This window comes from Chloroflexus islandicus, from assembly GCF_001650695.1.
GTDB lineage: Bacteria > Chloroflexota > Chloroflexia > Chloroflexales > Chloroflexaceae > Chloroflexus > Chloroflexus islandicus.
Genome location: NZ_LWQS01000057.1, coordinates 25,842 through 51,217 on the forward strand (window position 1 = coordinate 25,842; position 25,376 = coordinate 51,217).

The window sequence follows — 25,376 nt, forward strand, 5'->3', positions numbered from 1 at the left end:
TATAATCCCGCCTAACGATGTACAGTCTCTTACCAACGCCAGTCGATCGTCGCCGCACCTCGCCTCATGCTATTCTGGTCCACGTATACCGGCTTGTAAAGCCTCCGCTCGTTTATCGGCCACAGGCTGATACTGTGATAGGACAAATGGCGTGCAGGTTCTAGAAAGGGGGTGATGCGGCGAAGAGAGAACGCAATGGCGCGGCCGATCGAAATGCGGCATGGCAAGAGATTGGAACTCGTTCGTTTCGCTGCCCTCAGATGTTAAGGAGGACACAGACAGATGGCAAGCTTTACCAAGCGAATCATTGCCGTCGCAATGGTGATGGCAATGGTGATTCCCATGCTGGCGGCTTGTGGTGGCACCGCCCAGCCGCAAGTTGTCCGCGAGACCGTTGTGGTCGTGCAGACGGCCGAGCCGGTGCGCGAGACGGTGCGTGAGACGGTCGTTGTCACCGAAGAGGTGAAGGCCGAGCAATACACTACTCCGCACCCGATCCTGAGCGATGTGCGGGTCCGGCAGGCAATCGCCTACTGCACCAATCGCCCCGAGCTGATCCAGTCGGTTTACCCCTACCTGACCCCCGAGCAACAGCAAGAGCTGTTGATGGATACCTTCCTGCCGAAGGCCCACTGGGCAGCAGCGAAGGAGAACATCACCACCTATCCGTTTGACCCCGACAAGGGTAAGGCGCTGCTCGAGGAAGCCGGCTGGACGGGCAGCCCAATCCGCACCAATGCCAACGGCGATGCGCTGGCATTGAGCTTCACCACCAATGCCCAGTTCCGCCAGACGTGGTCGGCGGTCTTCATCCGCCAGATGGAGGCTTGTGGCATTCAGGTCATCCCGACCTACGCCCCGGCCTCGTGGTGGTTCGGCAGCAGCACCGGTCTGCGCCGCCGCGACTTCGAGCTGGGCGCCTTCGCGTGGGTTGGCCAAGCCGATCCGGGCGGCCAGACGCTCTACGCCTGCAATCAGATTCCGCTGCCTTCCAACAACTGGGAAGGCCAGAACTACATGGGCTGGTGCAACGAGCGGGCGAGCCGCGCGATCATTGCCGCGAACAACACCCTCGACCGCGCCGAGCGCATCCGCCAGTATGCGATCGTGCAGGAAGAGTTCACCAAGGATATGGTGAGCTTGCCGCTCTTCAACCGGCTTGAGGCGTATGCCGCCAGCAACCGGCTGGTCAACTTCAAGCCGAATCCGACCGAGTACTACACGGCCAACGCCGATGAGTGGGAGCTGACCGATAATGGCGACACGATCGTGCTCGGCTTCACCCAAGAGCCGCAGACGATGTGGAGCTTGATCGAGAGCGCGGCGGTGCAGCGGGTGGCAGTGAACCTGCTTGGCGTGCCGTCGACCACGACCTACGACTACGACTACCAGCCGGTTGGCCTCGATGGTCTCTCGACGATCGAGAATGGCCGTGCTCAGAACGTCGATGTCGAGGTGAAGGAAGGCGACATTGTCTGGACGACCGATGGCGAGGCGAAGCCGTTGGCGCCGGGTGTCGAAATTACGACCGCCGATGGCCAGACCATCACCTATCAGGGCGGCACGGTCAAGATGAAGCAACTGACGGTGACCGACAAGTGGATCTCGGGCATCAAGTGGGAAGACGGCGAGCCGCTGAAGAAGGCCGACTTCGAGCTGGCCTACAAGATCAACTGCGATCCGGCGTCGGGCGCTACCTCGCTGACCTTCTGCAACTCGATCGCCAAGGTTGACTTCACCAGCGACACCGAGTACACCGTCACCTTCCACCCCGGCGTGCAGTGGCCGACCTACTTCACCGGTTCGTTGGGCTACTACCCGTCGCATCAGGTGTTGAGCGATGGCCGCAAGCTGGCCGATGTGCCCGCGGCTGAGTGGCAGACCCTGCCCGAAATCATCGAGCGCCCGCTGAGCACTGGCCCCTACATCCTCAAGGAGTGGGTCAAGGGCCAGAGCATGACCTTCGAAGCGAACCCGAACTACTACAAGGGTGAGGTCAAGATCAAGCGGGTGATCATCAAGTTCATCGCCGACACCAATCAGGCGGTGGCCCAGTTGCTGACCGGCGAAGTTGACGTGCTGGGCAGCGAGACGTTGGGCGCCGGCGCTGAGGTGCAGACCGTGATCGAGGCCGGCAAAGAGGGCAAGATCCAAGCCTTCGTGGTGCCCAGCCCGACGTGGGAGCACATCGACATGAACCTCTTCACCAAGTAAGCGATTGAGTCGGCCGGTAACCGGCACGGCGATGGGCAGATCGTTGCCCATCGCCGCGCCTGCTCTATGGGTGAACACACCAGCACAACGCTGCTAACGAAAGCTGCTTGACAATCGTGACCTCGCGCAGCCGGCCACGATCGGTCGTTCCCCAACGTTTAGGAGTATTACTATGGCAGGTTATCTTGCCCGCCGCTTCGTGCAAATGTTTTTGGTAGCACTGGTAGCGGCAATCTGCGCCTATGGCATGTTGTATTTGGTGCCCGGCGGGCCGATTGATCAATTGCTGGCCGAGCGCCAGAATGCCGGGCAAAATCGAATTACAGAAGCAGATATTCGCCGCGTGCGCGAGCGTTTTGAATTGGATATTTATTTGCCCTTCCGTTTTACCCGCTGGCTGATTGGCTGGCCGGCCGGGCCCCTTCCCGGTGGGATTGGCGCCGATTGGCAGATTGGCTGCGCCGTGCCGGGGCAAGTGCGTCTGCGCTACCCTGATGGCCGGGTCGAGGTGGTTGAAGAGGGTTGCGAAGTGCCAGTCACGATGGCCGATCTGGAAGGCCGCAAAGTGAGCCGTGGCATCGTGTTTGGCGATTTTGGCATCTCACAGGTGATGTTGCGCGGCCGGCCGGTGACCGATTTGATTATGACGCGCTTGCCCTATACCCTCTATCTGATGGGTACGTCAATTTTGCTGTCAATTTTGATCGCGGTGCCAATTGGTGTGTACTCGGCAGTGCGCCAGTATTCGCGCTTCGACTATATTATGACCACGATCGCCTTTATCGGCGCATCGCTGCCAAGCTTCGTCTTTGGCATTTTCGCGATCTTGCTCTTCTCGGTACTAGCCAAGAATGCCGGGTTGCCGTACCTGCCGCCGGGTGATGCGGTCGGGGTGCGCGATTATACCATCCCGTTAATCGGCACCGTGCAGGCCGGCTCATTCCTTGACCGCTTCTTGCGCTTTTTGATGCCGTGTGGTGTGTTGACCTTTATCAACATCGCTGGCTGGAGCCGCTTCGTGCGCGGGAGCATGCTTGAGGTGCTGAGCCTCGATTATGTGCGTACGGCACGGGCAAAAGGCGTTGCCGAGCGGGTGGTGATCCTCAAGCACGCCCTGCGCAACTCACTCATCCCGTTTGTCACCTTGTTGGCCGGTATTCTGGTTGCGCTCTTCAGCGGTGCGTTGATCACCGAGACTGTGTTTAACTGGCCGGGGATCGGGCGCCTGTTTATCGATGCCCTTGGCCGCAATGATTATAATGTGGTGATGGCGTTGTTGATCATCAACGTCGTTCTGTTGCTGATTGGCATTTTGATCACCGACATTCTGTATACGGTGGTTGATCCGCGCATTCGCTTGACCTAATGATGCTTTTGCCGGCGCGATCGCCGGTGATCAACACGTTCACGAGGAGAAGTTGCATGGCCACTAGCACGACTGCCGTGCCGCTCGAAGAGGCTGCTCCCCGACGATCGGAAGGGCAGTGGGCAATTGTCTTCCGGCGTTTTCGCCGCCACCGGCTGGCGATGTTCTGCGTCGGGTTGCTGACCGCGTTGCTGTTGCTCTCGGCGGCGGCGCCGTTGATTGCACCCTACGAGCGCGATGCACCCAACCTGACCGGTCGCTTCCTCACCCCCATGGGGCGCGATGCCGATGGCGGTTTGCATATTTTGGGTACCGACCACCTTGGGCGCGATTACGCCACCCGCTTGCTGTACGCTTCGCGCGTATCGTTAGGCACCGCCTTTACCGCCACCTTGATCGCCTCAACGATCGGGATCATCCTTGGCATGCTGGCCGGGTATTTCGGCGGGTGGGTGGATATGGCGATTAGTCGCTTTCTGGAGATTGTCGCCACCTTCCCGACCCTGCTCCTCTTGCTGATTTTGTCGTCAATCTTGGTGCAAAATATTAATGCGGTGCCGCTGCCTGCATGGGGCGCTTCATTCCTCGCCTTTCTCTTTGCCGTCTCAGAACGCGAAGCGCGGATTATTTTCGCCGTGATTTTGGTGCTGGCGTTCTTTGGCTGGACGGGAACGGCCCGCTTGATGCGCGGCATGGTGCTCTCGGTGCGCGAGAATGTCTATATCGAGTCGGCCCGCGCTCTCGGCGCGAGCAATGTGCGCATCCTGTTCCGCCATGTCTTCCCCAATGCACTGCCGCCGATGATCGTCGATTTTACCCTCGGCGTGAACGGCACGCTGGTTGCCGAGTCGGCGCTGAGCTTCCTTGGCTTCGGTATTCAAGATCCGACGCCGACGTGGGGTAACATGCTGGGGTATGCCCAAAGCTATATGTTCCAGTACCCGTGGATGCCGCTGATTCCGGCGATGCCGATTTTGATTGCCTCGATTGCGATTAACTATATTGGCGATGGTCTGCGTGACGCCCTCGATCCGCGCCAGCGCGGCTAGACAGCGGGCACGCTCAAGATAACGATACGGAGTAGCTGTGGCAACCGAGTCTCGTGTTGTAGCGGGCGCGGCGCGCCCAACCGGCCGGCGTGGCGCTGAACTGCTGCGCGTGGAGGGCTTGAAGACCTATTTCTTTACCGAAGAGGGTGTCGTGCAGGCGGTTGACGGGGTGGATTTTATCCTGCGCCGCGGCGAAACGCTCGGGATTGTCGGCGAGTCGGGGTCGGGCAAGAGTGTGACCTCGCTCTCGATTATGCGCTTAGTCAGCCCGCCCGGCCGGATCGTCGAAGGCAAGATTATCTTCGACGGCATTAATCTGCTCGACCTTGACCCCGAAGAGATGCGCAAGATCCGCGGCGACCGGATCGCAATGATTTTCCAGCAGCCGACCACGGCGCTCAATCCGGTCTTCCGGGTGGGTGATCAGATTATCGAGACGCTCGAAATCCATCAGGGTCTCAAGGGCGAAGAGGCGCAGAAGCGGTGTATCGAGTTGCTGTCGATGGTGGGGTTGCCCGACCCGCAGCGGCGTATGCGCCAGTACCCCCACGAATTATCGGGTGGGCAGTGCCAGCGCGTGATGATCGCGATGGCGCTGGCTTGCAACCCCGAATTGCTGATCGCCGACGAGCCGACGACCGCGCTTGATGTGACAATTCAGGCCCAAATCCTTGATCTGATGCGCGAACTGCGCGAGAAGATCGAGACGGCGATTATGCTGATTACCCACGATATGGGTGTGATCGCTGAGATGGCCGATAGCGTGGTGGTGATGTACGCCGGGCAGGTGGTTGAATATGCCGACGTGCAATCGCTGTTTACCGATCCCAAGCACCCCTACACCCGCGGCTTGCTTAACTCGATGCCGGTGCTCGGCGATGAACGCGAGGAGTTGGAGGTCATCCCCGGTACGGTGCCGAGTTTGATCAATCCGCCCAAAGGGTGCCGGTTCGCGTCGCGGTGCAGCAAGCGGTTTGAGAAATGCGACCAGCCGCCGCCGATGATCGAGTTAGGCGCGAACCGGCGCGTGCGGTGCTGGCTGTATGAAGATTGACGCCAAGACGCCGCCGAGCGGCCTAACGTCTTGGTTCTTACGTTACGATGGAGCGAGACCATGACTACTCCGGTGGTGCAACCGGCAGATGATACTCTGCTTGAGGTGCGTAACCTCAAAAAATACTTCCCGATTAAAGGCGGGTTTTTGCGCCGCACCATCGCTGAGGTGCGCGCAGTTGATGATGTGAGCTTTACCGTCAAGCGCGGCGAGACGCTCGGATTGGTGGGTGAGAGCGGCTGCGGCAAGACGACCACCGGGCGCACGGTGTTGCGGCTCGAACGCGCAACGGCGGGTGAGGTCATCTTTGAAGGCCAAGATGTGATGCGGGCCAGTGGCCGGACGATGAAGGCGCTGCGCCGCGATATGCAGATTATCTTCCAAGACCCTTACGCTTCGCTTGACCCGCGCATTACGATTGGCGAGAGCGTGGCCGAAGGGTTGGTCATCCATGGCATCGGCACGCCGGCTGAACGGCGCGAGCGGGTGCGGGAAGTGCTGGCGAAGGTCGGTCTGAGCGCCTCGCACATGACCCGCTTCCCCCACGAGTTTTCGGGTGGCCAGCGCCAGCGCATCGGCATTGCCCGCGCGCTGATTATGGAACCGAAGCTGATCGTCTGTGATGAGCCGGTTTCCGCCCTCGATGTTTCAATCCAATCGCAGGTGCTGAATCTGCTGCGCTCCCTCCAGCGCGAGTTTGGCCTGACCTACCTCTTCATTGCCCACAACCTCGCGGTGGTTGAGCACATCTCGGATCGGGTGGGGGTGATGTATCTGGGGAAAGTGGTCGAATTAACAACCAGCGCTGAGCTGTTCCGCGAGCCGCTGCACCCCTATACCAAGGCGCTCATCTCGGCGATTCCGCATCCCAATCCGATGGCCAAGCGCGAGCGGATCGTGTTGCAGGGAGACGTGCCGAGCCCGATCAATCCTCCCAGCGGCTGCCGCTTCCACCCGCGCTGCTGGATCGCCAAGAGCATCTGCAAAGAGCAGGAGCCGGCGTTTGAAGAGAAACGCAAGGGCCACTGGGTCGCCTGCCATTTCGCCGGCCAGTTTTAGCGGCGAGCGACAGGGAGCAGGCAACGTCAGGGGCGACGCAGTGCGTCGCCCTCACTCATTGTATTCCGCATGGAGTGATTCCTATGATCCGCATGCTCCATCTCGCCGATCTGCACCTCGGGGTTGAAAACTACGGCGCGCTAGATGCGCGCCGCGGTCTGCATTCACGCCTGATCGACTATCTCGACCGGCTTGATGAAGCGATTAGCATTGGCCTCGATCACGAGATCGATCTCTGCCTGATTGCCGGCGATGTCTACAAAAACCGCACCCCCAACCCGACCGTCCAGCGCGAATTCGCCACGCGCATCCGGCGCTTGCGCGAGGCCGGGGTCGCGGTGGTCATTCTCACCGGCAACCATGACATTTCGCCGGCGCAAGGCAAAGCGCACTCGGTTGAGATTTTTGCCACGTTGGCGCTCGAAGGGGTGACGGTAGCCGACCGGCCACGCCAGCACCGGATTGCTACCCGCAATGGCGAGGTGCAACTGATCGCGGTGCCGTGGGTGACGCGCCAAATGCTGCTGGCTCGCGAAGAGCTGGCCGGCGCGTCAATTGCGACGATCGAGTACGAATTGAGTCGCCGGTTGGCCGATTTTATCGAGCAGGCGGTGGCGCGGCGCGACCCCAGCCTGCCGACCATCATTGCTTTCCACGGCACGGTGGAAGGGGCCCAATTGGGGTCAGAACGGGCGATGATCCTTGGCCGCGATCTGAGCCTGCCGCGCTCGGCGTTAACTCTTCCCGGCGTTGATTATGTCGCGTTGGGCCATATTCACCGCCATCAAGCGTTAGGCGAACAGCCGCCGATCGTCTACCCCGGCAGCATCGAACGGATCGATTTTGGCGAGCGCGACGAACCCAAAGGCTGCGTCTTAGTGGAATTAGCGCCGGGCCAAGCGCGCTGGCGCTTTGTGCCATTGAACGCGCGCCCGTTTGTCAGCATTGAACGCGATCTCCGCCGGAGCAGTGATCCGGCGGCGGCGTTGCGGACGGCGATCGAACGGCACGATGTGCGTGATGCCGTGGTGCGGGTCGAAGTACAGCTCACGCGCGAACAAACCCCGCTGCTGCGCGAAGAGCAGGTGCGGACGTGGCTCCACGAAGCCGGTGCAGCAGTGATTGCCGCCATTGTGTTTGATGTGGAACGAACGGCGCGCCAACGCTTTGCCGGGGTGGCGGAAGCGTTGCGAGAGGGACTGACGCCGCGGCAAGCGCTCGAACTATACCTCAAGAGCAAGAATACGCCACCACAGCGCATTGCGCAGTTGTTGGCGGCAGCCGATGAGCTGATTGCCGACGCGGGCCACGGTTCGTAGCATTCATCCGCTCCCCCTTTGTTATATTGTCATTGCGAGCCGCCGCAAGGCGGCGACGCAATCGCCTACAAGCACGAATGGAACCCGCTCAGGGTTTGGGCGGGCAAAAGGGTGCGATTGCTTCAGGCGCTGTGCATCTCCGCAATGATAACCGAACAGCGCGCCGCCTGCTAGCTGTCATTGTGAGCCGAGCAAAGCGAGGCGACGCAAGCCCCTGCTTTAGCGGAATGGGAGCCTATACGCTATGGGTGTGCGCCGGAGCAGGAGATAGCTGCGAGCGCTGCGCACCCGCACAACGAAAACGAATAGCGGGGTGCGCTCCCGCGAATTGCCCTGCAGCGCGTTGGCTTTATTGTACCAATCCCACCGCATCTTCAAGCACAATACCATTCCTACAACAAAGGGAACGATGTTGTGGCATTGAAATTTATTGGATCTGTTTTTGATTTATCAATCAAAATAACAAACCTCTCATACCCTCCTAGCTAGAATTCACCGCTGCATCATCATACGTTCCTACTATATGACACATAAACCGTTCTGGTTGTTTCCTTCTGAAATGTATCAAGGCAGGTGTCACCATGATAGGAATTGGCGTTATCGGGTACGGCTACTGGGGCCCCAATCTCGTGCGCAATTTTGCCCAAGTTCCCGGCGCTCGAGTGGTAGCGGTGTGCGATCAGCGAAGCGAACGGCGCGCATTGGTCGAACAAGTTTACCCCTCGGTGAAGACCTACGCTGATGTCGCTGATATGCTGCGCAATCCTGACCTTGATGCGGTGGCGGTAGCAACGCCGGTATCATCACATTTTGAATTAGCGCTGATGGCGTTGCAGGCTGGCAAGCACGTGCTGGTTGAGAAGCCGTTTACGGCCACTGTCACCCAAGCCGAGCGGCTGGTGGAAGAGGCCGAGCGCCGCGGGTTGACGCTCATGGTTGACCATACGTTTATCTATACCAGCGCCGTGCGCAAGATTAAAGAATTGATCGATAACGGTGCGCTGGGTGCGCTCTACTACTACGACTCGGTGCGGGTCAATCTGGGCCTGTTCCAGAATGATGTCAATGTGCTTTGGGATCTGGCCGTGCATGATCTGTCGATTATGGACTATCTGGTTGGGGCGAGCCCAACGATGATCGCGGCGACTGGCATGGCGCATGTGCCGGGCAAGCCGGAAAACATGGCCTACTTGACCTGCTATTTCCCCAACAACCTGATTGCTCATTTTCATGTCAATTGGATGGCACCGGTGAAGATTCGCCAGACCCTGATTGGTGGATCGGAAAAGATGATTGTCTATGACGATATTGAAATGAGTGAAAAAGTGAAGGTCTACGACAAAGGCATCATTGTAAGCGAGAGCGAAGATGCCGTTTACCAGCGCCATGTCGGCTACCGCACCGGCGATATGTGGGCGCCGCGGCTCGACAACATCGAGGCATTGCGGATCGAGGCCGAGCATTTTGTGGATTGCGTGCGCAATGGTCGCCGGCCACAGTCGGATGGCCATGCCGGCCTGCGCGTCATTCGCATTTTGGAAGCAGCAACGCGCTCGATGACCAATCGTGGCCAACCGATTGCGTTAGAGTAAGTGCATTGGTCATAGTTAGTCAGCTATAACACAGCCGCATATTGTGAAAGGGGAAGTTTATGATCCCATTTGTTGATTTGAAAGCTCAGTACCTCTCGATCAAAGAAGAGGTCGATCGAGCAGTGCTTGATACTCTAGCCAGCACTCAGTTTGTCTTAGGGAAAGAAGTAGCGGCGTTTGAAGAATTATTCGCTGACTACACCCAATGCCGCTATGCCTTGGGAGTTAATTCCGGCACGAGCGCGCTGCATCTGGCCCTGCTAGCTGCTGGCGTCGGGCGCGGCGATGAGGTGATTACGACGCCGCACACCTTTATCGCCACTGTCTCAGCGATTGACTATACCGGCGCACGACCGGTATTTGCGGATATTGATCCAGTCAGCTTTACGATTGATCCGGCTCAGATCGAAGCTATGATTACGCCACGCACCAAGGCGATCATTCCAGTGCATCTGTACGGCCAACCGGCTGAGATGGATGCAATTATGGCGATTGCGCGCAAGCATGGGCTGGTTGTGATTGAAGACGCGGCGCAAGCGCACGGGGCTGAATATAAGGGCCGGCGGGTTGGCAGCATTGGCGATCTAGGTTGCTTTAGCTTCTACCCCGGCAAGAATCTCGGTGCGTATGGTGAAGGCGGCGCTGTGACGACCAACAATCCTGAACTGGCCCGCACGGTGCGTATGTTGCGCGACTGGGGCGCCGAACGGCGTTATCATCACGACCTCAAGGGTTTCAATTACCGGATGGAAGGCATTCAGGGCGCGATTTTGCGCGTGAAGATGGGCTATATCGAACAGTGGACGGAGTTGCGCCGCGCGGCAGCGGCTCGCTATGATGTGTTGCTAGCGCCGATGGGGGTGCGCACTCCCACTGCTCTGCCTGATCGGCGTCATGTCTATCACATTTATGCGATTCGCGATACCCGCCGCGACGAATTGCAAGCGTATTTGCACGAGCATGGCGTGAGCACCGGCATTCACTATCCGATCCCGGTGCATATGCAAAAGGCGTTTGCCGAGTTGGGCTATCAAGCGGGTGATTTTCCGCAGGCCGAAGCGGCGGCGGCAGAAGTGCTTTCACTACCAATGTTCCCTGAATTGACCGCCGAACAACAGCAGGCGGTGGTGAATGCGATGCAGGGTTGGATGCAGCAGATTACGGCTATAGCTTCGTAGGGCATAGGGTACAGCGCTGTTGCCTCCCTACGAAATCGTTATATCGCGAGGGCAACCCATGACCACAAAACGGATTCTCGTCACCGGCGGGGCCGGTTTTATTGGCAGCGAGCTAGTGACGCAACTGGCCGCCGCCGGCCACCGGGTAATCGTGGTTGATACCTTAGTGAATGGCAAGCGGGCCAATCTTGCCCACCTGCACGATGCCGAAGTTGAGTTGGCCGTGGTTGATATTCGTGACCGTGACGCGATGGCGCGCCTGCTGCGCGGGGTGGAGATCGTCTACCATCTGGCTTGTCTCGGTGTGCGCCATAGTCTGCATGATCCGTTCGAGAACCATGATGTCAACGCGACCGGCACGCTCATCTTGCTTGATGTGGCCCGCCGGGCCGAAGTGCCGCGCTTTGTATATGTGTCAAGCTCGGAGGTGTATGGCACGGCGCGCTGGGCGCCGATGACAGAAGAGCACCCGACCTTTCCGATGACGGTCTATGGCGGCGGCAAGCTGGCTGGCGAGTGCTACACTCGCGCTTTCTGGGAAAGCTATCGCTATCCGACCGTGGTAGTGCGCCCGTTTAACAGCTTTGGCCCGCGTAGCCATCACGAAGGCGATAGTGGTGAGGTGATTCCGAAATTCATGCTACGGGCAATGGCTGGCAAGCCGATGATCATCTTTGGCGACGGCACGCAAACCCGTGATTTCACCTACGTCAGCGATACGGCTCGCGGCATTCTGCTGGCTGGCATGGTCGAAAGCGCGGTTGGCGGCACGTTTAATATTGGACAGGGCCGGGAAATTTCGATCAACGAGCTGGCCCGCACCGTTGCCGAAGTGATAGGGCATCCCGACGCGCCGGTCATCCATGACGAACCGCGCCCGGGCGATGTGTTGCGGCTCTATGCCGACAGCTCACGGGCGCAACAGGTGCTCGGCTTTGCGCCAACCGTCTCGTTGCGCGAAGGGTTGCAGCGGCTGCGCGAATGGTATCTATCGCGTGGTGTGGCGATCGAGGCTCTGTTGAGCGAAGAGCGGGTTCACAATTGGAAAAAAGAGGAGATTACCCGGCTATGACAACGACAGCCAAGCGCCAGATTCCACTGGCCAAACCGGTGATGGGCTCTGCCGAAGCCGAAGCGGCTCAGCGCGTCATTTTGTCGGGGTGGATCACGCAAGGACCGGAAGTGGCCGCTTTTGAGCAAGAGTTTGCCGCCTATACCAGCGCCGCGCATGCAGTAGCCGTCTCGAATTGCACCACTGCACTGCATCTTGCCCTGTTGGCGATAGGCGTTGGTCCCGGCGATGAAGTGATCACCGTCAGCCATTCGTATATTGCTACCGCAAACAGCGTGCGTTATTGCGGCGCCGAACCGGTCTTCGTTGACATCGAGCCAGCGACGCACAATATGGATCCGGCGCAAATTGAAGCGGCGATCACATCGCGCACCAAAGCGATTTTGACTGTGCATCAGATGGGGATGCCGGCTGATATGGCGCGCATCTTGGCGGTGGCGGAAGCTCATAGCTTGCCGGTGATCGAAGATGCCGCTTGCGCGATCGGGAGCGAACTCTGGTGGGAGGGGCGTTGGGAGAAGATTGGCAAACCGCACGGTGTGATCGCCTGTTTCTCGTTCCACCCGCGCAAGGTGCTGAGCACCGGCGATGGCGGCATGCTCACGACCAACAATGCCGAGTATGCCAACTTGTGCCGCCTCTTGCGCCAGCATGGGATGAGCGTTAATGACCGGGTGCGCCATCTGGCCAATCAGGTGATTTTTGAAGAATACAACGTGGTAGGCTACAACTACCGTATGACTGACATACAGGCTGCCGTCGGGCGCGAGCAATTGCGGCGCTTGCCAGAGATTGTGGCAATACGACGACAGTTGGCGGCGCGCTACGCCGAACTACTCAGGGCCATTCCGGGGGTTGGGGTACCGGCCGAGCCGGCCTACGCGCGCACCAACTGGCAGAGCTACCCGATCTATCTGCCGGAGTGGTGCAATCAGCGGGAAGTGATGCAGTATATGCTCGACCACGGTATCGCCACCCGGCGCGGCATTATGTGCGCGCATCGCGAACAACCATATTGGCGCGCAGAGGGGTACCATTTGCCACATTCGGAATACGGTCAAGATCGCAGCATCCTGTTGCCGCTCTATCCACAAATGACGACCGAAGATCAAGACTATGTGGTCGAAACATTAGCAGCAGCCTGCGTGCGCTGATAGAGGAGCTGGCTATGCAAGGCAACGCACCGTTGGTGTCAGTCACGGTCTTAAACTACAACTACGCTCGCTTCCTCCCCAATTGTCTCGACTCAATACTCCAGCAAGGTTTTCGTGACTTCGAGGTGATTGTGATCAATGACCGTTCCACCGACAACTCGCTCGAAGTCATAGCGCCATATCTGAGCGATCCGCGAGTGCGACTGATCAACCACGAGCAAAACAAAGGCTTTGTTGCGTCGCTCATTGAGGGTATGCAAGAATCGCGCGGCACATACCTGAGTGTCATCTCAGCCGATGACTGGGTGGTTTCGCCGCATGCCTTTGCCCGCCAAGTCGAGGCGCTGGAACAGAATCCGCGGGTGGTGATGGCATTCAGCGCGTACGGGCTTTACGCTGACGAACAAACGCTGAGTTTTGTCAGCCGGGCAGCAGAACGCAGTTATGTACGCGATGGGAAGGAAGTCTTTGCCGATTTTCTGCTCAAAGGCTACCCACAGCATAGCGGCACAATGATTCGCAAAAGCGCGTACGAGGCGCTTGGCGGCTACGACCCAACCTTACGCTGGTCGCTCGACGCACAAATGTGGTTAGGGTTATGCCACGTTGGCGATATTGCCTACATTGATGAGATGCTCTACGCCTACCGCCGGCACCCATCGAGTATGTCGAAAGACCCCACCGCGTTGCGGAACGCGATCTACGAACTCTTCCGCATCTTTGATTGGACATTTAGCTTAATGCCGGCAGAGGAGCGGCGGCAAAAGCAATGGCTGTACCGCAAAGCGCGACAGCGGGCCTTGATTTCATTTGCGGCTGATGCCGTCTTTAGCGGCAATATGCGGCTCGGTTGGCAGTTCTACCGTGTCGGGTTACAGGTTAGCCCGTGGGAGACCATCCTGCAAAAAGGTTCAGTAGCCATTGCCCTGCGTGCATTGCTCGGCGCAAAGCTCTACGACAAGCTGTTTCGCCGCGCACAACCGGCTGTAGCCGAACAAGCGACGGTCTCGGTCTGAATGAGGTGTAGCATGAATGTGCGGACAACCCTCACCAACGCGATTGATCAGATGGGAAACCTTTTGCTCAGCCCGCCATATGGCGGGTTTGGCTACTATCACAACTATGGACCGCGTACAAGGCGCGCAGTGGCTTTCACGTTCGATGATGGGCCGAGCAAACCCAGCACCGAACTGCTCCTCGATACGCTGGGCGAGCTTGGCGTTAAAGCGACCTTCTTTTGCGTCGGGCTCAGCGTGCAATGGCACCCGGATGTCGTCCAACGCGCCTTTACCGAGGGCCATGTGATCGGCAATCACTCGATGATGCACAGCCGTAAAGCCGGTCTGATGTTGAGCGGCGGCGACCACATCGATGCGGCGACACATGCGATTACGCAAGTCATCGGGCGCCGTCCACGCCTCTACCGCCCACCGTGGGGCTGGTTGACGCCATGGGAAGGGCGGCGGTTGCAGCAACGGGGATATGCCGTGATTGGGTGGGACATCTACCCTGATGATTGGAAAGTGCCGGAAGTGCCGGCAGAACAATTAGTGGCGCAGATCAAGCCGTTGGTAAAACCCGGTTCAATCATCCTGATGCACGACTCGGTCTCGAACCAGATTCGGTGGAACAAAACCGAAACTGCGCGGGCAGTGCGCAGCTTAGTGCCTTGGTTGCGGGACGAAGGGTACGAGATCGTCACTATTCCGGAACTGCTAGGATTGCCAGCGTATGGCGAATGATAGATTCACGGCGACATTGTGAAGCGCAAGGGGGCAAGAAGTGTATGAGGATACCAACGGTGAGCGCCGTCATCTGCACCCGCAATCGAGGTGAGAGCGCGGTAGTTGCGGTTGAAAGCATTCTCGCCAACGATCATCCGGCATTTGAATTGATCGTCATTGATCAAAGCACCGATACGACAACTGCCACAGCACTCCGTCGTTTTCAGCGTGATCGCCGGTTACGGTATATCGCGACGGCTACCAAAGGCTTGGGAATAGCGCGCAACATCGGCTTACAACTGGCACATGGGCCATTGGTCGCCTTTACCGATGACGACTGCCGCGTGCCGGCCAATTGGCTGCGGGTGATTGAAGAAGAATTTCAGCACGAGCCACAGGCAGCAGTACTCTTCTGCAATGTGCTACCGGGGCCGCACGATGCGAGCGCCGGATTTATTCCAGCCTATCAACGCCAACAGCGAACGGTGGTGAAGAGCTTTCTCGGGAAATGCCGGGCGCGTGGTATTGGGGCGGGCATGGCGGTGCGGCGTGATCCCGTACTGGCGATAGGCGGGTTTGATGAAGCGTTAGGAGCCGGCGGCAAGTTTCCTTCCGCCGAAGACGCTGATATTGCCCTGCGAGCCATTGCCCATGGCTGGTATGTCATCGAGACGCCAGCTACCTACGTCATTCACGACGGGTTTCGCACGTGGGCCGAAGCACGTGAATTGGCTGCACGTGACTGGGAAGGGTTAGGCGCAGCGTATATCAAGCCATTGAAGGCGGGGCATTGGCGAGCTGTGGTCGTGTTAGGGTACGAATTGTTGGTGCCGGCTTTGCTCGAACCGTTACTGCCGCTGCTTCGGTTGCGCCGTCCGCGAGGATTAGGGCGACTGGTTGCGCTGATACGGGGGTGCGTGCGAGGTTTAGCTCATTCGGTTGATCGGGAACGGTTGGTGTATCGGTCGATCGCCGCCACATCCACTGTTGAGCGGTTGTTGTAATTTGTGGAGCAGAAATGTATGCTGGTTTCAATTGTCATTCCAACCAAACAACGGCCACAACCGCTACGCGATGCCGTGCAGAGCGTCTTTCGCAGCGTCTATCAGAACTTTGAACTCTTTGTGGTTGATCAAAGCCCTGATGATACCAGCGCGTTAATGCTCGAACCATTCTGGCACGATCCGCGCTTTCACTATTTGCTTAACCGGCGGCCCGGTTTTGGGGCGGCAAGTTCGCGTAATTTGGGCATTGCCGCCAGTCGGGGCGACATTATTGCCTTGATTGACGACGATGTTGAAGTACAACCCGACTGGCTGGCACAGATTGTCGCCGAGTTCAGCGCCGATCCAGAGCTTGATTTCATCGCTGGAAAGCTCACCGCGCCGCCGTACGATCCAGACAGCGGTTACACACCGGCATTCGAGGCTTGGCCATACCTCTCGCGCTGGCATTTTCCACTCCATGCTTCTGGGGCTAATTTCAGCATGCGGCGCCGTCTGTTCGATCGGGTGGGCGGATATGATGAGTTCTGCGGCCCCGGCAGCCGGTTGCGCGCTTCCGACGATACCGACCTATGCTGGCGAGTTGTGCGCAGTGGCGCTCGATACAAGATTTGCCCGCATATTGAGGTCGTGCATACGCATGGCTTCCGCTCGCACGCCGAAGCCGAAACGCTCTTTGCGCGCTATCAGTACGGCAACGGCGGCAACTTTGGCCGCTTCACCCGCCGCGGCGATCTGTTTGCGGGAGCTTGGTTTCTCGCCCGTGAAGTCAAGCGCATCCTGAGCACTCTGCCGGAAACGCTGCGCGGTGATCGGCGCGAGCTGTTCTACGCTGGTCAACGGTTGCGCGGCTTTTGGGATGGCTTTCGTTTGCCGCCACATGAAGGATTCGTCAGCGGCGAGCAGTTGCGCCGTTTGCATGCCGATGCTCGCGCAGCGGAAGTGCCGTTGGCTATCGCGCTACGCAGCAGTAGTGCGTAGCAGGGGTTAAACGTGTAAAGACTCACGCGGAGATAATACAAATGTGTCTAGAAACGAGCGACGATATTGTTAACGCAGGTGATAAGTCTATTTAGCGATTGTTCATCTCGGTTCGATAAGGTGATGATGAGCGTAGAGGACATCGAGACCATGCCATCACGCCCGTTATCCGACATCATAAGTGACATTTTTGCCGTGCTGCGAGCGCGCTGGTATCTACGCAACGCCGAACTAGGGCTACGAGTGCGACTGTGGGGGCGTCCGGTCGTTCACAATTATGGCCAGTTGGTGATCGGGGAACGAGCGCGTTTGGTTTCGACGGTGGTACCTTTGGAATTAGCGGTCGCGCATGGTGCGCGGCTGGAAATTGGTGACGGAACGTTCATCAATTACGGTTGCTCGATTGCCGCCACCGAGCTAGTGCGGATCGGACCACGGTGTAATATCGGCACGTATGCCATGATCATGGACAATGACTTTCACCGGCTCGAACCGGAACGGCGGCAAGAGCGGCCTCCTTCGGCGCCGATTGTGTTAGAAGAGAATGTATGGTTGGGGGGAAGAGTAACGGTCTTAAGCGGAGTAACGATCGGCGCCGGGAGCGTGATCGGCGCTGGGAGTGTAGTCACAAAGAGTATTCCGCCGCGATCGCTCGCTGCCGGGGTGCCGGCGCGCGTGATCCGGCAGTTGTGAGTGTATGAACGAGCAATCGGTAACAATAAGTGTCGTGACTCCAACTTACAACCGGTTAGCGCGCCTGCAACGAGTGCTGGCGGCATTAGCTGTGCAGACATACGCGCCTGATCGGTTTGAGGTTGTGATTGTCTCTGATGGCTCAACCGACGGCACGGCAGCTTATTGCCAGCAGGCGCACATGCCATTCCGCCTGAACTTCATTCAGCAGGCAAATGCAGGACCGGCAGCGGCGCGCAATCGGGGAGTGGCGGCGGCGCGGGGCGAACTGGTGCTCTTTCTCGACGATGATGTTGTGCCAGCCCCCAATCTGATTGCCGAACATTTGCGTCTGCACGAGGAACGAGCCAACCGGGTCGTGCTAGGCCCGATGCTTACCCCTCCTGATGCTTGCTTGTCACCATGGGTAGCATGGGAACAAGCCATGCTCGAAAAGCAATATCGGGCTATGACCAGCGGGGTTTGGCCGGCGACGGCGCGCCAGTTCTACACCGGCAACACCTCATTGGCCCGCCAGCTTGTGATGGCTGCGGGTGGCTTTGACGAGCGATTCCGCCGAGCCGAGGACATCGAATTAGCTTACCGCCTGAGTAAACTAGGAGTTGAGTTCGTATTTGCGCCACAAGCTGCCGGGTACCATTATGCCGAACGCAGTTTCGCGTCGTGGCTGGCGACGCCGTATACATACGGGCGCAATGACATCATCTTTGGACGCGAACAACAAGTCGATCTGCTAGGATTTGTCCGGCGCGAATTCAGCCAGCGCAACTGGTTGACACGCTGGCTAGTGCGGGTGTTGCTTGACCGGCCACGGGCTAGTGCCGTGGCATTGGCGACTATGCCGCGCTTGGCATTACTGGCGCATCGTGTGTTGGGCGAACGGGGCAGCCGGCCTATTTACAGCGCCATCTTCAACCTTCGTTACTATCAGGGCGTCGCCGATGAACTAGGCGGGCGCGATCGCTTTTTCGCCCCAGAAACGACCATCACCGCCGCACAGGTATGACATGAAGGGATGCAGCGTATGTGGGAGCTCTTTCTGCAAGATGCCCGGCGCTGGGTTGTGCCGGGACAAATCAGCACCGCGCCGTTGAGTTGGCGGCAACTATTGGCGCTCCTCTTTCGCCATTTCCCGCTCCGCGCCATGCTCTGGTTCCGCTTCGGATCATGGTGCAAGCAACGCGGCCTCCCATTTCTGCCCGGTTATGTGCAGCGAAGGTTGTACCGGCGCTACGGTCTTGAAATTGTGGTTGGCGCTGACATTGGTGGCGGCTTGTACATTGCCCATCCCATCGGCACGGTCGTTGCGCCGCAGCGCATTGGCCGCAACTGCACAATTGTCGCCGCGGTCACGATTGGGATGCGCAACGAGTGGGAGTTTCCCGTGATCGGCGACGATGTGTTTATCGGCGCCGGAGCGCGAGTCTTAGGCGGGATTACAATTGGTGATCGCGCTCGCATTGGCGCCAACGCCGTGGTGACGCGCGATGTGCCGGTAGGCGCAACCGTAGTTGGGATACCGGCGCGTGTCGTGAAGATCGATGGCAGGCCGGCAGCGCCTGAACGGGTAAACGCATAGCGTATGTGCGTTGGCTCCTAGAAAGCGCAAGCGGAGATGATACAAGCGCTTTTTGTTCTGGAACAACATCTTGGCCATCGCACCTACGCCGAGAATCTACGATTCGGCTTTGCTCACCAGTCGCAGATCACGGCACAGTGGGCCAACATCACCTATTACGACGAGAGTGGATGGATCGAGCGGCTGCCATTGCCTGCGAACGTGCGCGGAATGTGGCGCGGACGGCAACAGGTACGGCAAGCGTTGCGCGCGGCCACGTATGATGTAGCGCTCTTTAACACCCAAGTGCCGGCGGCATTGGCCGGCAAGCTGGTACATCGCCGGCCCTATCTGCTCGCCACCGATATTACGCCGCGCCAGTATGACGCGATGGCGGCATTGTACCAGCATCGCGCCGATCGAGCAGGCCCGCTGGCCGCCGTGAAGCATTGGCTCAATACCCGGCTATTTCAGCGCGCAGCATGGGTCTTGCCATGGTCGCGGTGGGCAGGCGAGGCGCTCATACGCGAGTATGGCGTGTCTCCAGAGCGGGTGTGCGTCATTCCTCCCGGCATTGATCTCTCGCGGTGGCGACCACAGCGTGATCGCGCCACCGACTCGTTGCGCATCCTCTTCGTCGGCGGCGATTTTGAGCGGAAAGGCGGGCCAACCCTCTTGGCAGCGCTGCGCCTAATCAAGACCTCGGCAGAAGTGGAAGTGCATATCGTGACGCGGAGTGCGGTCGAACCGGCGGAGCGGATGTTCATCTATCGCAACCTGCCCCCCAATGCACCGCAATTGATCGAACTCTACCAGCAAGCCGATATTTTTGTCTTCCCGACCCACGCGGAAGCGTTTGGCATCGCTGCCGTCGAAGCGATTGCGTGCGGCGTGCCCGTCATTGCCACACCGATCGGCGGGTTGCCCGATATTGTGCATGATGGCAGCAATGGGTTTCTGGTACCGCCAGACGATCCAGCAGCCCTTGCTGCCCGTCTGCAACTCCTGATCGATCAGCCTGAGACGCGAGCGCGGATGGCGCACGCCGCCCGGCGTCACGCCGAACAGCATTTTGATGTGATCCACAACGCGGCCCGAATCGCTGAACTGATGGCTCACGTCGTTCGCGATGGGCAACGATGTCAAGCGCAGGCAAACCGCGAGCGATCATCAGGGTAAAGCCCAGACACTAATGTCACGGGCGTGCCAATCACCACCCCACCAGCGATCGCCGCGGAACTCGATTCGGGTCACGCCGGCTGGGATCGGCATCCAGAAGCTGCGAAAATGTTCATCTTTGAAGTAGCTCGTATTATGCGCCTGCACCTGCGCGGCTTGCCAAGCGCCGCCATCAAACCGCACTTGTAGATTCGGGCCAATGCCGGCAAAACGCAGCCGCGCATTTGCCGGCGCCGGCGCTGTTAGTGTGACCGTTGGATTAGCTCGATCGACAAACCGGCGATTGGCGGCAATCATGGTAAATGGTTGTGACGGACTTATCGTCACGTTATCCCAGTGCCACGTGCCCGGCCGGCACGTGGCGCAATCTTTCAGCGGATTGTACGAGTGATGGCCAAACTGGACCACGCCTTGGCTCCAGCCAAGATCGGCAATGCGCGTATCAACCCAATAAAAATTGTACGCCGGCATGCCAAACTTTACGCTTGTGCGCGAAAGCTGCAATTCAAATGTGTCGCGGCGCGTTGGACTCGGATCGAGGAAGCGCTCATACGGGATCGGCGCGCCATCAATGACGGTAGGCTGGAAATTGCGATAGACTACCACGTCAAAGTAATTGCCGCTGAGATCCATGCGCACCTGCACCGCATTACGCGGCGGCCCGCTTAAATCAACATCCATATCAAGCGGAAGTTGGAGATGATCATTGTAAGGGCTGATCCAAATATCAATCCAATCACGCAGACTCGTGCGCAGGGTTGACACGTCAAAACGGATTGTAGCAGTCCCGCCGCTAAAATCAACTAAATGATCTGGCGTGAGATAGACCATCCCGTAACCACTGGCTTTTATGGCCGTCATGAGATGATTGCGGCAAAGATAGACTGCCTCCTCATACGCGCTAATCGTGTGCGTCGCCGGCGCTGGCGCGCAATCTGCGCCATGTTCAGCCGCCATCGGCTCAAGCTGATACCACGTATTGACATCACGCGAATGAACGGTGACATCCCAGTTGGCCGGATTCCAGCTTTGTGGTCGCGATGGTTCACCGGTAAAGGTTTCAGTGAAGGTAGCTGGTTTGACAATCAACGGTATAAACTGGCGATTGCCGCCATTAGCTACAACGGCGGGTGATGGCTGCCACATCACCCAGAGCAAAGCGCTGAAGCACATCAGACTAGCAGTGAGCAGCCATAGTCGTCGCTGCATGCAAACCTCCGTTATGTGATAACGCCCTCAGACCGGACGAACCGGATCTGAGGGCGTCATTGCCGCTTGGGGAGCGATCGCGTGCCGGAGGGGGGAGGGTAAATAGCAACGCCAGATCGCTCCTATAAGAAACGTCGCTGTTTATCACTGCAAGTAATGCTAAAACCAAACTGTATCCACCCTAACAGAGCATTATTGGCCGGTTCACGTACAGTTCAACAAGATTGATTGCCCCCTCAGCGCAATGCCAATGGAATGTAGACGCGCGGCGTGAGCGCTGTTTTGACAATCCGCATCTCGGCTGGAAACGCATCGGTCAAGGCTTTGACGGCGGCGGCGGCATCTGACCATTGGCCGGTATTATCGCTGACATTGAAATAGGGCCATACCCACGCACCGGCGTAGCAATTAGCGCGCAACTCGGCCAGCAATTGGGTTGGGGTGCGGTTGGTGCCGCCTGCGTTAGCTGGCGCTTCGCCGATCACCACCGGCTTATCGAATTGGCCTTCATACCAGTCAATAAATAACGGCGAATAGCTCCAATAGCGTTCATCGCCGTTCATCCAGCCATAGTAATGGATCTGGTAGAAATCGAGATAACCCTGCGGATCGTAAGCGGTCAGTGCGGCGTCGCTCCAGAAATTACCGGCAGCGCCGAGAGCGCCGGTGCTGTTCCACTTCATCGATGCGCTGCCGACGGTGGTCAACTGATTGGAATGGCGATGGATTGCGCCAGAAAGCTCGGCGATAAACCGTTGCATTTGAGCCAGCGTCACTGGTTGGGAAATATCGCTCGCTGGAGCAAAATGAGGCGGCTCGTTAATGCCAAATTCCGGCTCGTTGAAGATATCCCATGCCAACACGTGAGGATGGGTGCCGATGGTATAGCCGCTAGCGCCTACCGGGTAGCTCAGCATCGGCAAGAGCGCGTTATTGATAAATGACGCGCGTTTGGCGCTTTCAACAATCAGATCGCGATGGCCGCCAGCATGCTCGCCTCGTCCAGATACCGTCGAGTCTGCCATCAGCATATCGAAGCTCCAGAGGTTCAAAACGAGATACATATCCTCTTCGGCTGCGATCTGAATGGCGTTGGCAAGGCTCGGCAAGAAATTGGCATCGAGCCCGGTGACGGCGCCGCCGCTGTTTGCGTTAAACTCAGGTGCGCCTCGCCCATCAGCAAAAAGCCACCAGCGCACCGTATTAGCTCCTTGTTGACGCAAGGCGCGCAACATCGCCCGGGTAGCGTTAGGGTCGTAGGTGTGTTGACTCCATTCCTCTACCGTGGCAAAATCAGCGCCATAACCACCGTTGAGCCATGGCACATTTGCCCCAACGAGAAACCAACGTCCGCCAAAGCGGGGAATAAGATGCGAGCGATCGGCTGGACATGCCTGTGACAAGGCGGGAGCAGGCAGAGTAGCAACGACGCTCAGCAGAATGAAAGCCACGAGGACAAACCATCGTGTATGAGCCATTGATACGTCTTTTCTTGTGTCGTTATGGCGTCACCCTTGGCTACTCTACCATCTGATGAACAAAATGTCATCATGTGCAGCATAGGCATATAGTACTAAAAACATTGCTCATGTGTGCGATGGCGAGAGCAGATGGAAACAGAGCGGGCGGGTTTGTAACCCGCCCGTTCTAGCCTTATCTCATCTAACCTCGTCATATCGCATCACCGGCGAGCGAAGAAATCCATCTGCTGCTCTTGATACTGGCCCATCGAGCGATACTTTTGGTACCGTTCACGCATCAGCGTCTCGAGATCACGCTGCTGCAAATCGGCCAGATGGAAGCGGAGCCGTTCGCCGACCGCAGTAATCGCGGCGAGACGGTCAGTATGCGCGCCGCCGGGTGGTTCTGGAATCACCTCATCGATAATGCGCAACTCGAAGAGATCGGCGGCGGTCAACTTCAGGGCCTTAGCAGCCTCAGGCGCCTTCGCGGCATCGCGCCAGAGGATCGAAGCGGCTGCTTCGGGCGGGGCAACGGAATAGATCGAATTCTCTTGCATCAGAATGCGATCGGCGACACTGATCGCCAAGGCGCCGCCGCTACCACCCTCGCCGATGACGACAGCAATGCTCGGCACCCGCAAGGTCGTCATCAGCATAATGCTTTCGGCAATCGCATTCGCTTGGCCGCGCTCTTCCGAACTCTTGGTCGGATCGGCGGCGGGGGTATCCACAAAGCAAATCACCGGCAACCCAAACTTCTCAGCGTGGCGCATCAAGCGCTGCGCCTTGCGGTAGCCTTCCGGGTGGGGCATACCGAAATTGCGCCGCATATTCTCGCGGGTATCGTTGCCCTTCTGGTGGCCGATCACCATCACCGTCTGGCCGGCAAACGTCGCCATCCCGCCGACCATCGCCGGATCATCACCAAACCGTCGATCGCCGTGCAACTCGACAAAATCCTCGCAGAGCGCGGCGATATAGTCGAGCGTATGCGGACGCTGCGGATGGCGCGCCAACTGCACGCGATCCCACGGCGTCATCGTTTGTTGGGGAGGAGTTTCTTCCATACCGTGCCTCGCGTGATCTTACATAATCGGCTGTGGGAGAGTGGCGCGGCGCGCCGCGAGCTGATCGGTTCTAGCTGCCGGAGCCGGTCGCTGCTGGTAGAGCTTGAGGAGGCGCGCCAGCACATCACGCATCTCACTGCGCGGCACCACCATATCGATCATCCCGTGCTCGAGCATAAACTCAGCCGTCTGGAAACCAGCAGGCAACTTCTGGCGCATAATCTGCTCGATCAGGCGCTTGCCGGCAAAGCCGATGTTAGCACCCGGTTCGGCGATAATCACATCGGCCACCGACGGGTACGAGGCAGTCACACCACCGTAGCATGGGTCAACCAACAGGGCGATATGGGGTTGGCCGGCATCCGCCAAGCGGGTCAGCGCCATCGTCACCTTGGCCATCTGCATCAAGCCGATCACACCCTCTTGCTGGCGCGCGCCGCCTGAGGTATTAATCGTCAGCAACGGCACCCCCAGCTCAGCGGCGCGCTCGGCGGCGCGGGCCATCTTCTCGCCATAGACGCTACCCATTGACGCACCCATAAACGAGAAATCACCGACGGCGACACACAGTTTCATACCGCTAATCGCGCCGACACCGGAAATCACGGCATCAGCCATACCGGTGCGCTGCTGGGCCTTGGCCAATTTGGCGGCATAGCTCTCATCAGCAGCGACAAAACCGAGCGGGTCGGTCGGCAACAGATTAGCGTCCATCTCGCGGAACGATCCGACATCGAGCAGACCGATCCACTCGTGGGCGCTAAGGCGCATGTGATGACCGCACTTCGGGCAGACTTTGAGATTGTCGTTGAGCTGTTTCTTGTAAATCAACTCGCGACACTCGCTGCACTTCACCCACAGATCGTCCGGGATTTGGGCATTGTCCTGATCATCAGGCCCGGTAAACCCTTTTCGGCTGAGGCGGAAGAACTCTTTCACTGTTCCCTACGCTTTCACTTGGCGCACATGCGCGCGTCTGCTGGTGATTTTATTCACAGTGGCGTTATTGCCATGTATTATAGCATGAGCCGTAAAGAGGGTGTATCTGTGAGATCTGATTGACATTGCGCGATCGAACTAAACTGCAACGCGAGCGGGATAAAAGCGTTTTAGCTGACTAGAAAGCCAAAAAAGAACCATGTATTGCCGGCAGCTTGCGCCGCTTGACAAATCGGGCAAGAGTTGCTATACTCCCCATCGTCAATCGCACCGCGGTTGACACGGAGGACGGCCCGCGTGGCACGCTCCGCACCAAATGGCCCGTCGTCATCCGGCGCAGCGCAGTTTGCCTGCTCCGCTTTTTTTCGCCGTCGGGCCGGTCGTACCTTGACAACTCACGCGATTGCAAGCGAGAACGATGTTTGGTCTCACCATCGGGCTGCCGTCCACCGCAGCCGATGGCTCCGTCGGGCCGCCTTGGCCACGACGGAGGGAAGACATG

General features: G+C 58.3%; 22 protein-coding genes. 18 read left to right on the plus strand and 4 right to left on the minus strand.

The window, feature by feature from the left end; genetic code table 11:
• The first annotated feature begins 282 nt into the window (after positions 1 to 282).
• The 18 genes from A6A03_RS11040 (at position 283) to A6A03_RS11125 (ending at position 20,196) form a co-directional block, all read left to right on the plus strand.
• Positions 283 to 2,214 carry an ABC transporter substrate-binding protein gene (locus tag A6A03_RS11040; RefSeq protein ID WP_066787901.1) on the plus strand — a complete coding sequence of 644 codons (1,932 nt, stop codon included), beginning with the start codon at positions 283 to 285 and terminating at the stop codon, positions 2,212 to 2,214.
• Positions 2,215 to 2,386: 172 nt separating this feature from the next.
• A complete protein-coding gene (locus A6A03_RS11045; RefSeq protein ID WP_066787903.1) occupies positions 2,387 to 3,580 on the plus strand; it encodes an ABC transporter permease in 1,194 nt (397 codons plus the stop codon).
• A 56-nt stretch (positions 3,581 to 3,636) separates the two neighbouring features.
• Positions 3,637 to 4,629 (plus strand): ABC transporter permease, encoded by a 993-nt coding sequence (locus tag A6A03_RS11050; RefSeq protein ID WP_066787906.1) that lies wholly within the window; start codon positions 3,637 to 3,639, stop codon positions 4,627 to 4,629.
• A 37-nt stretch (positions 4,630 to 4,666) separates the two neighbouring features.
• On the plus strand, positions 4,667 to 5,683 hold the full coding sequence (locus tag A6A03_RS11055) for an ABC transporter ATP-binding protein (protein WP_066787909.1): 1,017 nt from the start codon (positions 4,667 to 4,669) through the stop codon (positions 5,681 to 5,683).
• A gap of 60 nt (positions 5,684 to 5,743) precedes the next feature.
• Positions 5,744 to 6,742: an ABC transporter ATP-binding protein gene (locus A6A03_RS11060; protein ID WP_066787911.1), complete on the plus strand. Its 999-nt coding sequence runs from the start codon at positions 5,744 to 5,746 to the stop codon at positions 6,740 to 6,742.
• Between the two features lie 83 nt (positions 6,743 to 6,825).
• Positions 6,826 to 8,061 carry a metallophosphoesterase family protein gene (locus A6A03_RS11065; protein ID WP_066787913.1) on the plus strand — a complete coding sequence of 412 codons (1,236 nt, stop codon included), beginning with the start codon at positions 6,826 to 6,828 and terminating at the stop codon, positions 8,059 to 8,061.
• Positions 8,062 to 8,642: 581 nt separating this feature from the next.
• Positions 8,643 to 9,653, plus strand: coding sequence for a Gfo/Idh/MocA family protein (locus A6A03_RS11070; protein WP_066787917.1), 1,011 nt, complete (start codon positions 8,643 to 8,645; stop codon positions 9,651 to 9,653).
• Between the two features lie 59 nt (positions 9,654 to 9,712).
• A complete protein-coding gene (locus A6A03_RS11075) occupies positions 9,713 to 10,831 on the plus strand; it encodes a DegT/DnrJ/EryC1/StrS family aminotransferase (protein ID WP_066787920.1) in 1,119 nt (372 codons plus the stop codon).
• Positions 10,832 to 10,889: 58 nt separating this feature from the next.
• Positions 10,890 to 11,903 (plus strand): SDR family NAD(P)-dependent oxidoreductase, encoded by a 1,014-nt coding sequence (locus A6A03_RS11080; RefSeq protein WP_066787924.1) that lies wholly within the window; start codon positions 10,890 to 10,892, stop codon positions 11,901 to 11,903.
• Positions 11,900 to 13,057, plus strand: coding sequence for a DegT/DnrJ/EryC1/StrS family aminotransferase (locus tag A6A03_RS11085; protein ID WP_066787926.1), 1,158 nt, complete (start codon positions 11,900 to 11,902; stop codon positions 13,055 to 13,057). Before A6A03_RS11080 ends, A6A03_RS11085 begins: the two co-directional genes overlap by 4 nt.
• Before the next feature lie 14 nt (positions 13,058 to 13,071).
• Positions 13,072 to 14,073 carry a glycosyltransferase family 2 protein gene (locus A6A03_RS11090; RefSeq protein WP_066787929.1) on the plus strand — a complete coding sequence of 334 codons (1,002 nt, stop codon included), beginning with the start codon at positions 13,072 to 13,074 and terminating at the stop codon, positions 14,071 to 14,073.
• Positions 14,074 to 14,085: 12 nt separating this feature from the next.
• A complete protein-coding gene (locus A6A03_RS11095) occupies positions 14,086 to 14,799 on the plus strand; it encodes a polysaccharide deacetylase family protein (protein WP_066787933.1) in 714 nt (237 codons plus the stop codon).
• A gap of 44 nt (positions 14,800 to 14,843) precedes the next feature.
• Positions 14,844 to 15,785, plus strand: coding sequence for a glycosyltransferase family 2 protein (locus A6A03_RS11100; RefSeq protein WP_066787936.1), 942 nt, complete (start codon positions 14,844 to 14,846; stop codon positions 15,783 to 15,785).
• An 18-nt stretch (positions 15,786 to 15,803) separates the two neighbouring features.
• Positions 15,804 to 16,766 (plus strand): glycosyltransferase family 2 protein, encoded by a 963-nt coding sequence (locus A6A03_RS11105; RefSeq protein WP_082908961.1) that lies wholly within the window; start codon positions 15,804 to 15,806, stop codon positions 16,764 to 16,766.
• Between the two features lie 150 nt (positions 16,767 to 16,916).
• A complete protein-coding gene (locus A6A03_RS11110; RefSeq protein ID WP_066787963.1) occupies positions 16,917 to 17,459 on the plus strand; it encodes an acyltransferase in 543 nt (180 codons plus the stop codon).
• Positions 17,460 to 17,463: 4 nt separating this feature from the next.
• Positions 17,464 to 18,465, plus strand: coding sequence for an exopolysaccharide biosynthesis glycosyltransferase EpsD (gene epsD / locus A6A03_RS11115; RefSeq protein ID WP_066787939.1), 1,002 nt, complete (start codon positions 17,464 to 17,466; stop codon positions 18,463 to 18,465).
• 18 nt (positions 18,466 to 18,483) lie between these two features.
• The gene (locus A6A03_RS11120) at positions 18,484 to 19,038 is read left to right on the plus strand and encodes a serine O-acetyltransferase (RefSeq protein ID WP_066787943.1); all 555 of its coding nucleotides are present in this window, start codon (positions 18,484 to 18,486) and stop codon (positions 19,036 to 19,038) included.
• A 36-nt stretch (positions 19,039 to 19,074) separates the two neighbouring features.
• A complete protein-coding gene (locus A6A03_RS11125) occupies positions 19,075 to 20,196 on the plus strand; it encodes a glycosyltransferase family 4 protein (RefSeq protein WP_082908962.1) in 1,122 nt (373 codons plus the stop codon).
• Here the strand turns inward: A6A03_RS11125 and A6A03_RS11130 are convergent.
• The 4 genes from A6A03_RS11130 to accD form a co-directional block, all read right to left on the minus strand.
• The gene (locus A6A03_RS11130) at positions 20,188 to 21,405 is read right to left on the minus strand and encodes a hypothetical protein (protein WP_066787946.1); all 1,218 of its coding nucleotides are present in this window, start codon (positions 21,403 to 21,405) and stop codon (positions 20,188 to 20,190) included. The two genes, A6A03_RS11125 and A6A03_RS11130, sit on opposite strands and share 9 nt — an antisense overlap.
• Before the next feature lie 236 nt (positions 21,406 to 21,641).
• Positions 21,642 to 22,883 carry a cellulase family glycosylhydrolase gene (locus tag A6A03_RS11135; protein WP_066787949.1) on the minus strand — a complete coding sequence of 414 codons (1,242 nt, stop codon included), beginning with the start codon at positions 22,881 to 22,883 and terminating at the stop codon, positions 21,642 to 21,644.
• Between the two features lie 203 nt (positions 22,884 to 23,086).
• The gene (locus tag A6A03_RS21045; RefSeq protein ID WP_066787952.1) at positions 23,087 to 23,935 is read right to left on the minus strand and encodes an acetyl-CoA carboxylase carboxyltransferase subunit alpha; all 849 of its coding nucleotides are present in this window, start codon (positions 23,933 to 23,935) and stop codon (positions 23,087 to 23,089) included.
• A gap of 18 nt (positions 23,936 to 23,953) precedes the next feature.
• Entirely contained in the window at positions 23,954 to 24,874 is a 921-nt protein-coding gene (gene accD, locus A6A03_RS21050; RefSeq protein WP_066787955.1) for an acetyl-CoA carboxylase, carboxyltransferase subunit beta, read from the minus strand.
• Positions 24,875 to 25,376 lie beyond the last annotated feature (502 nt).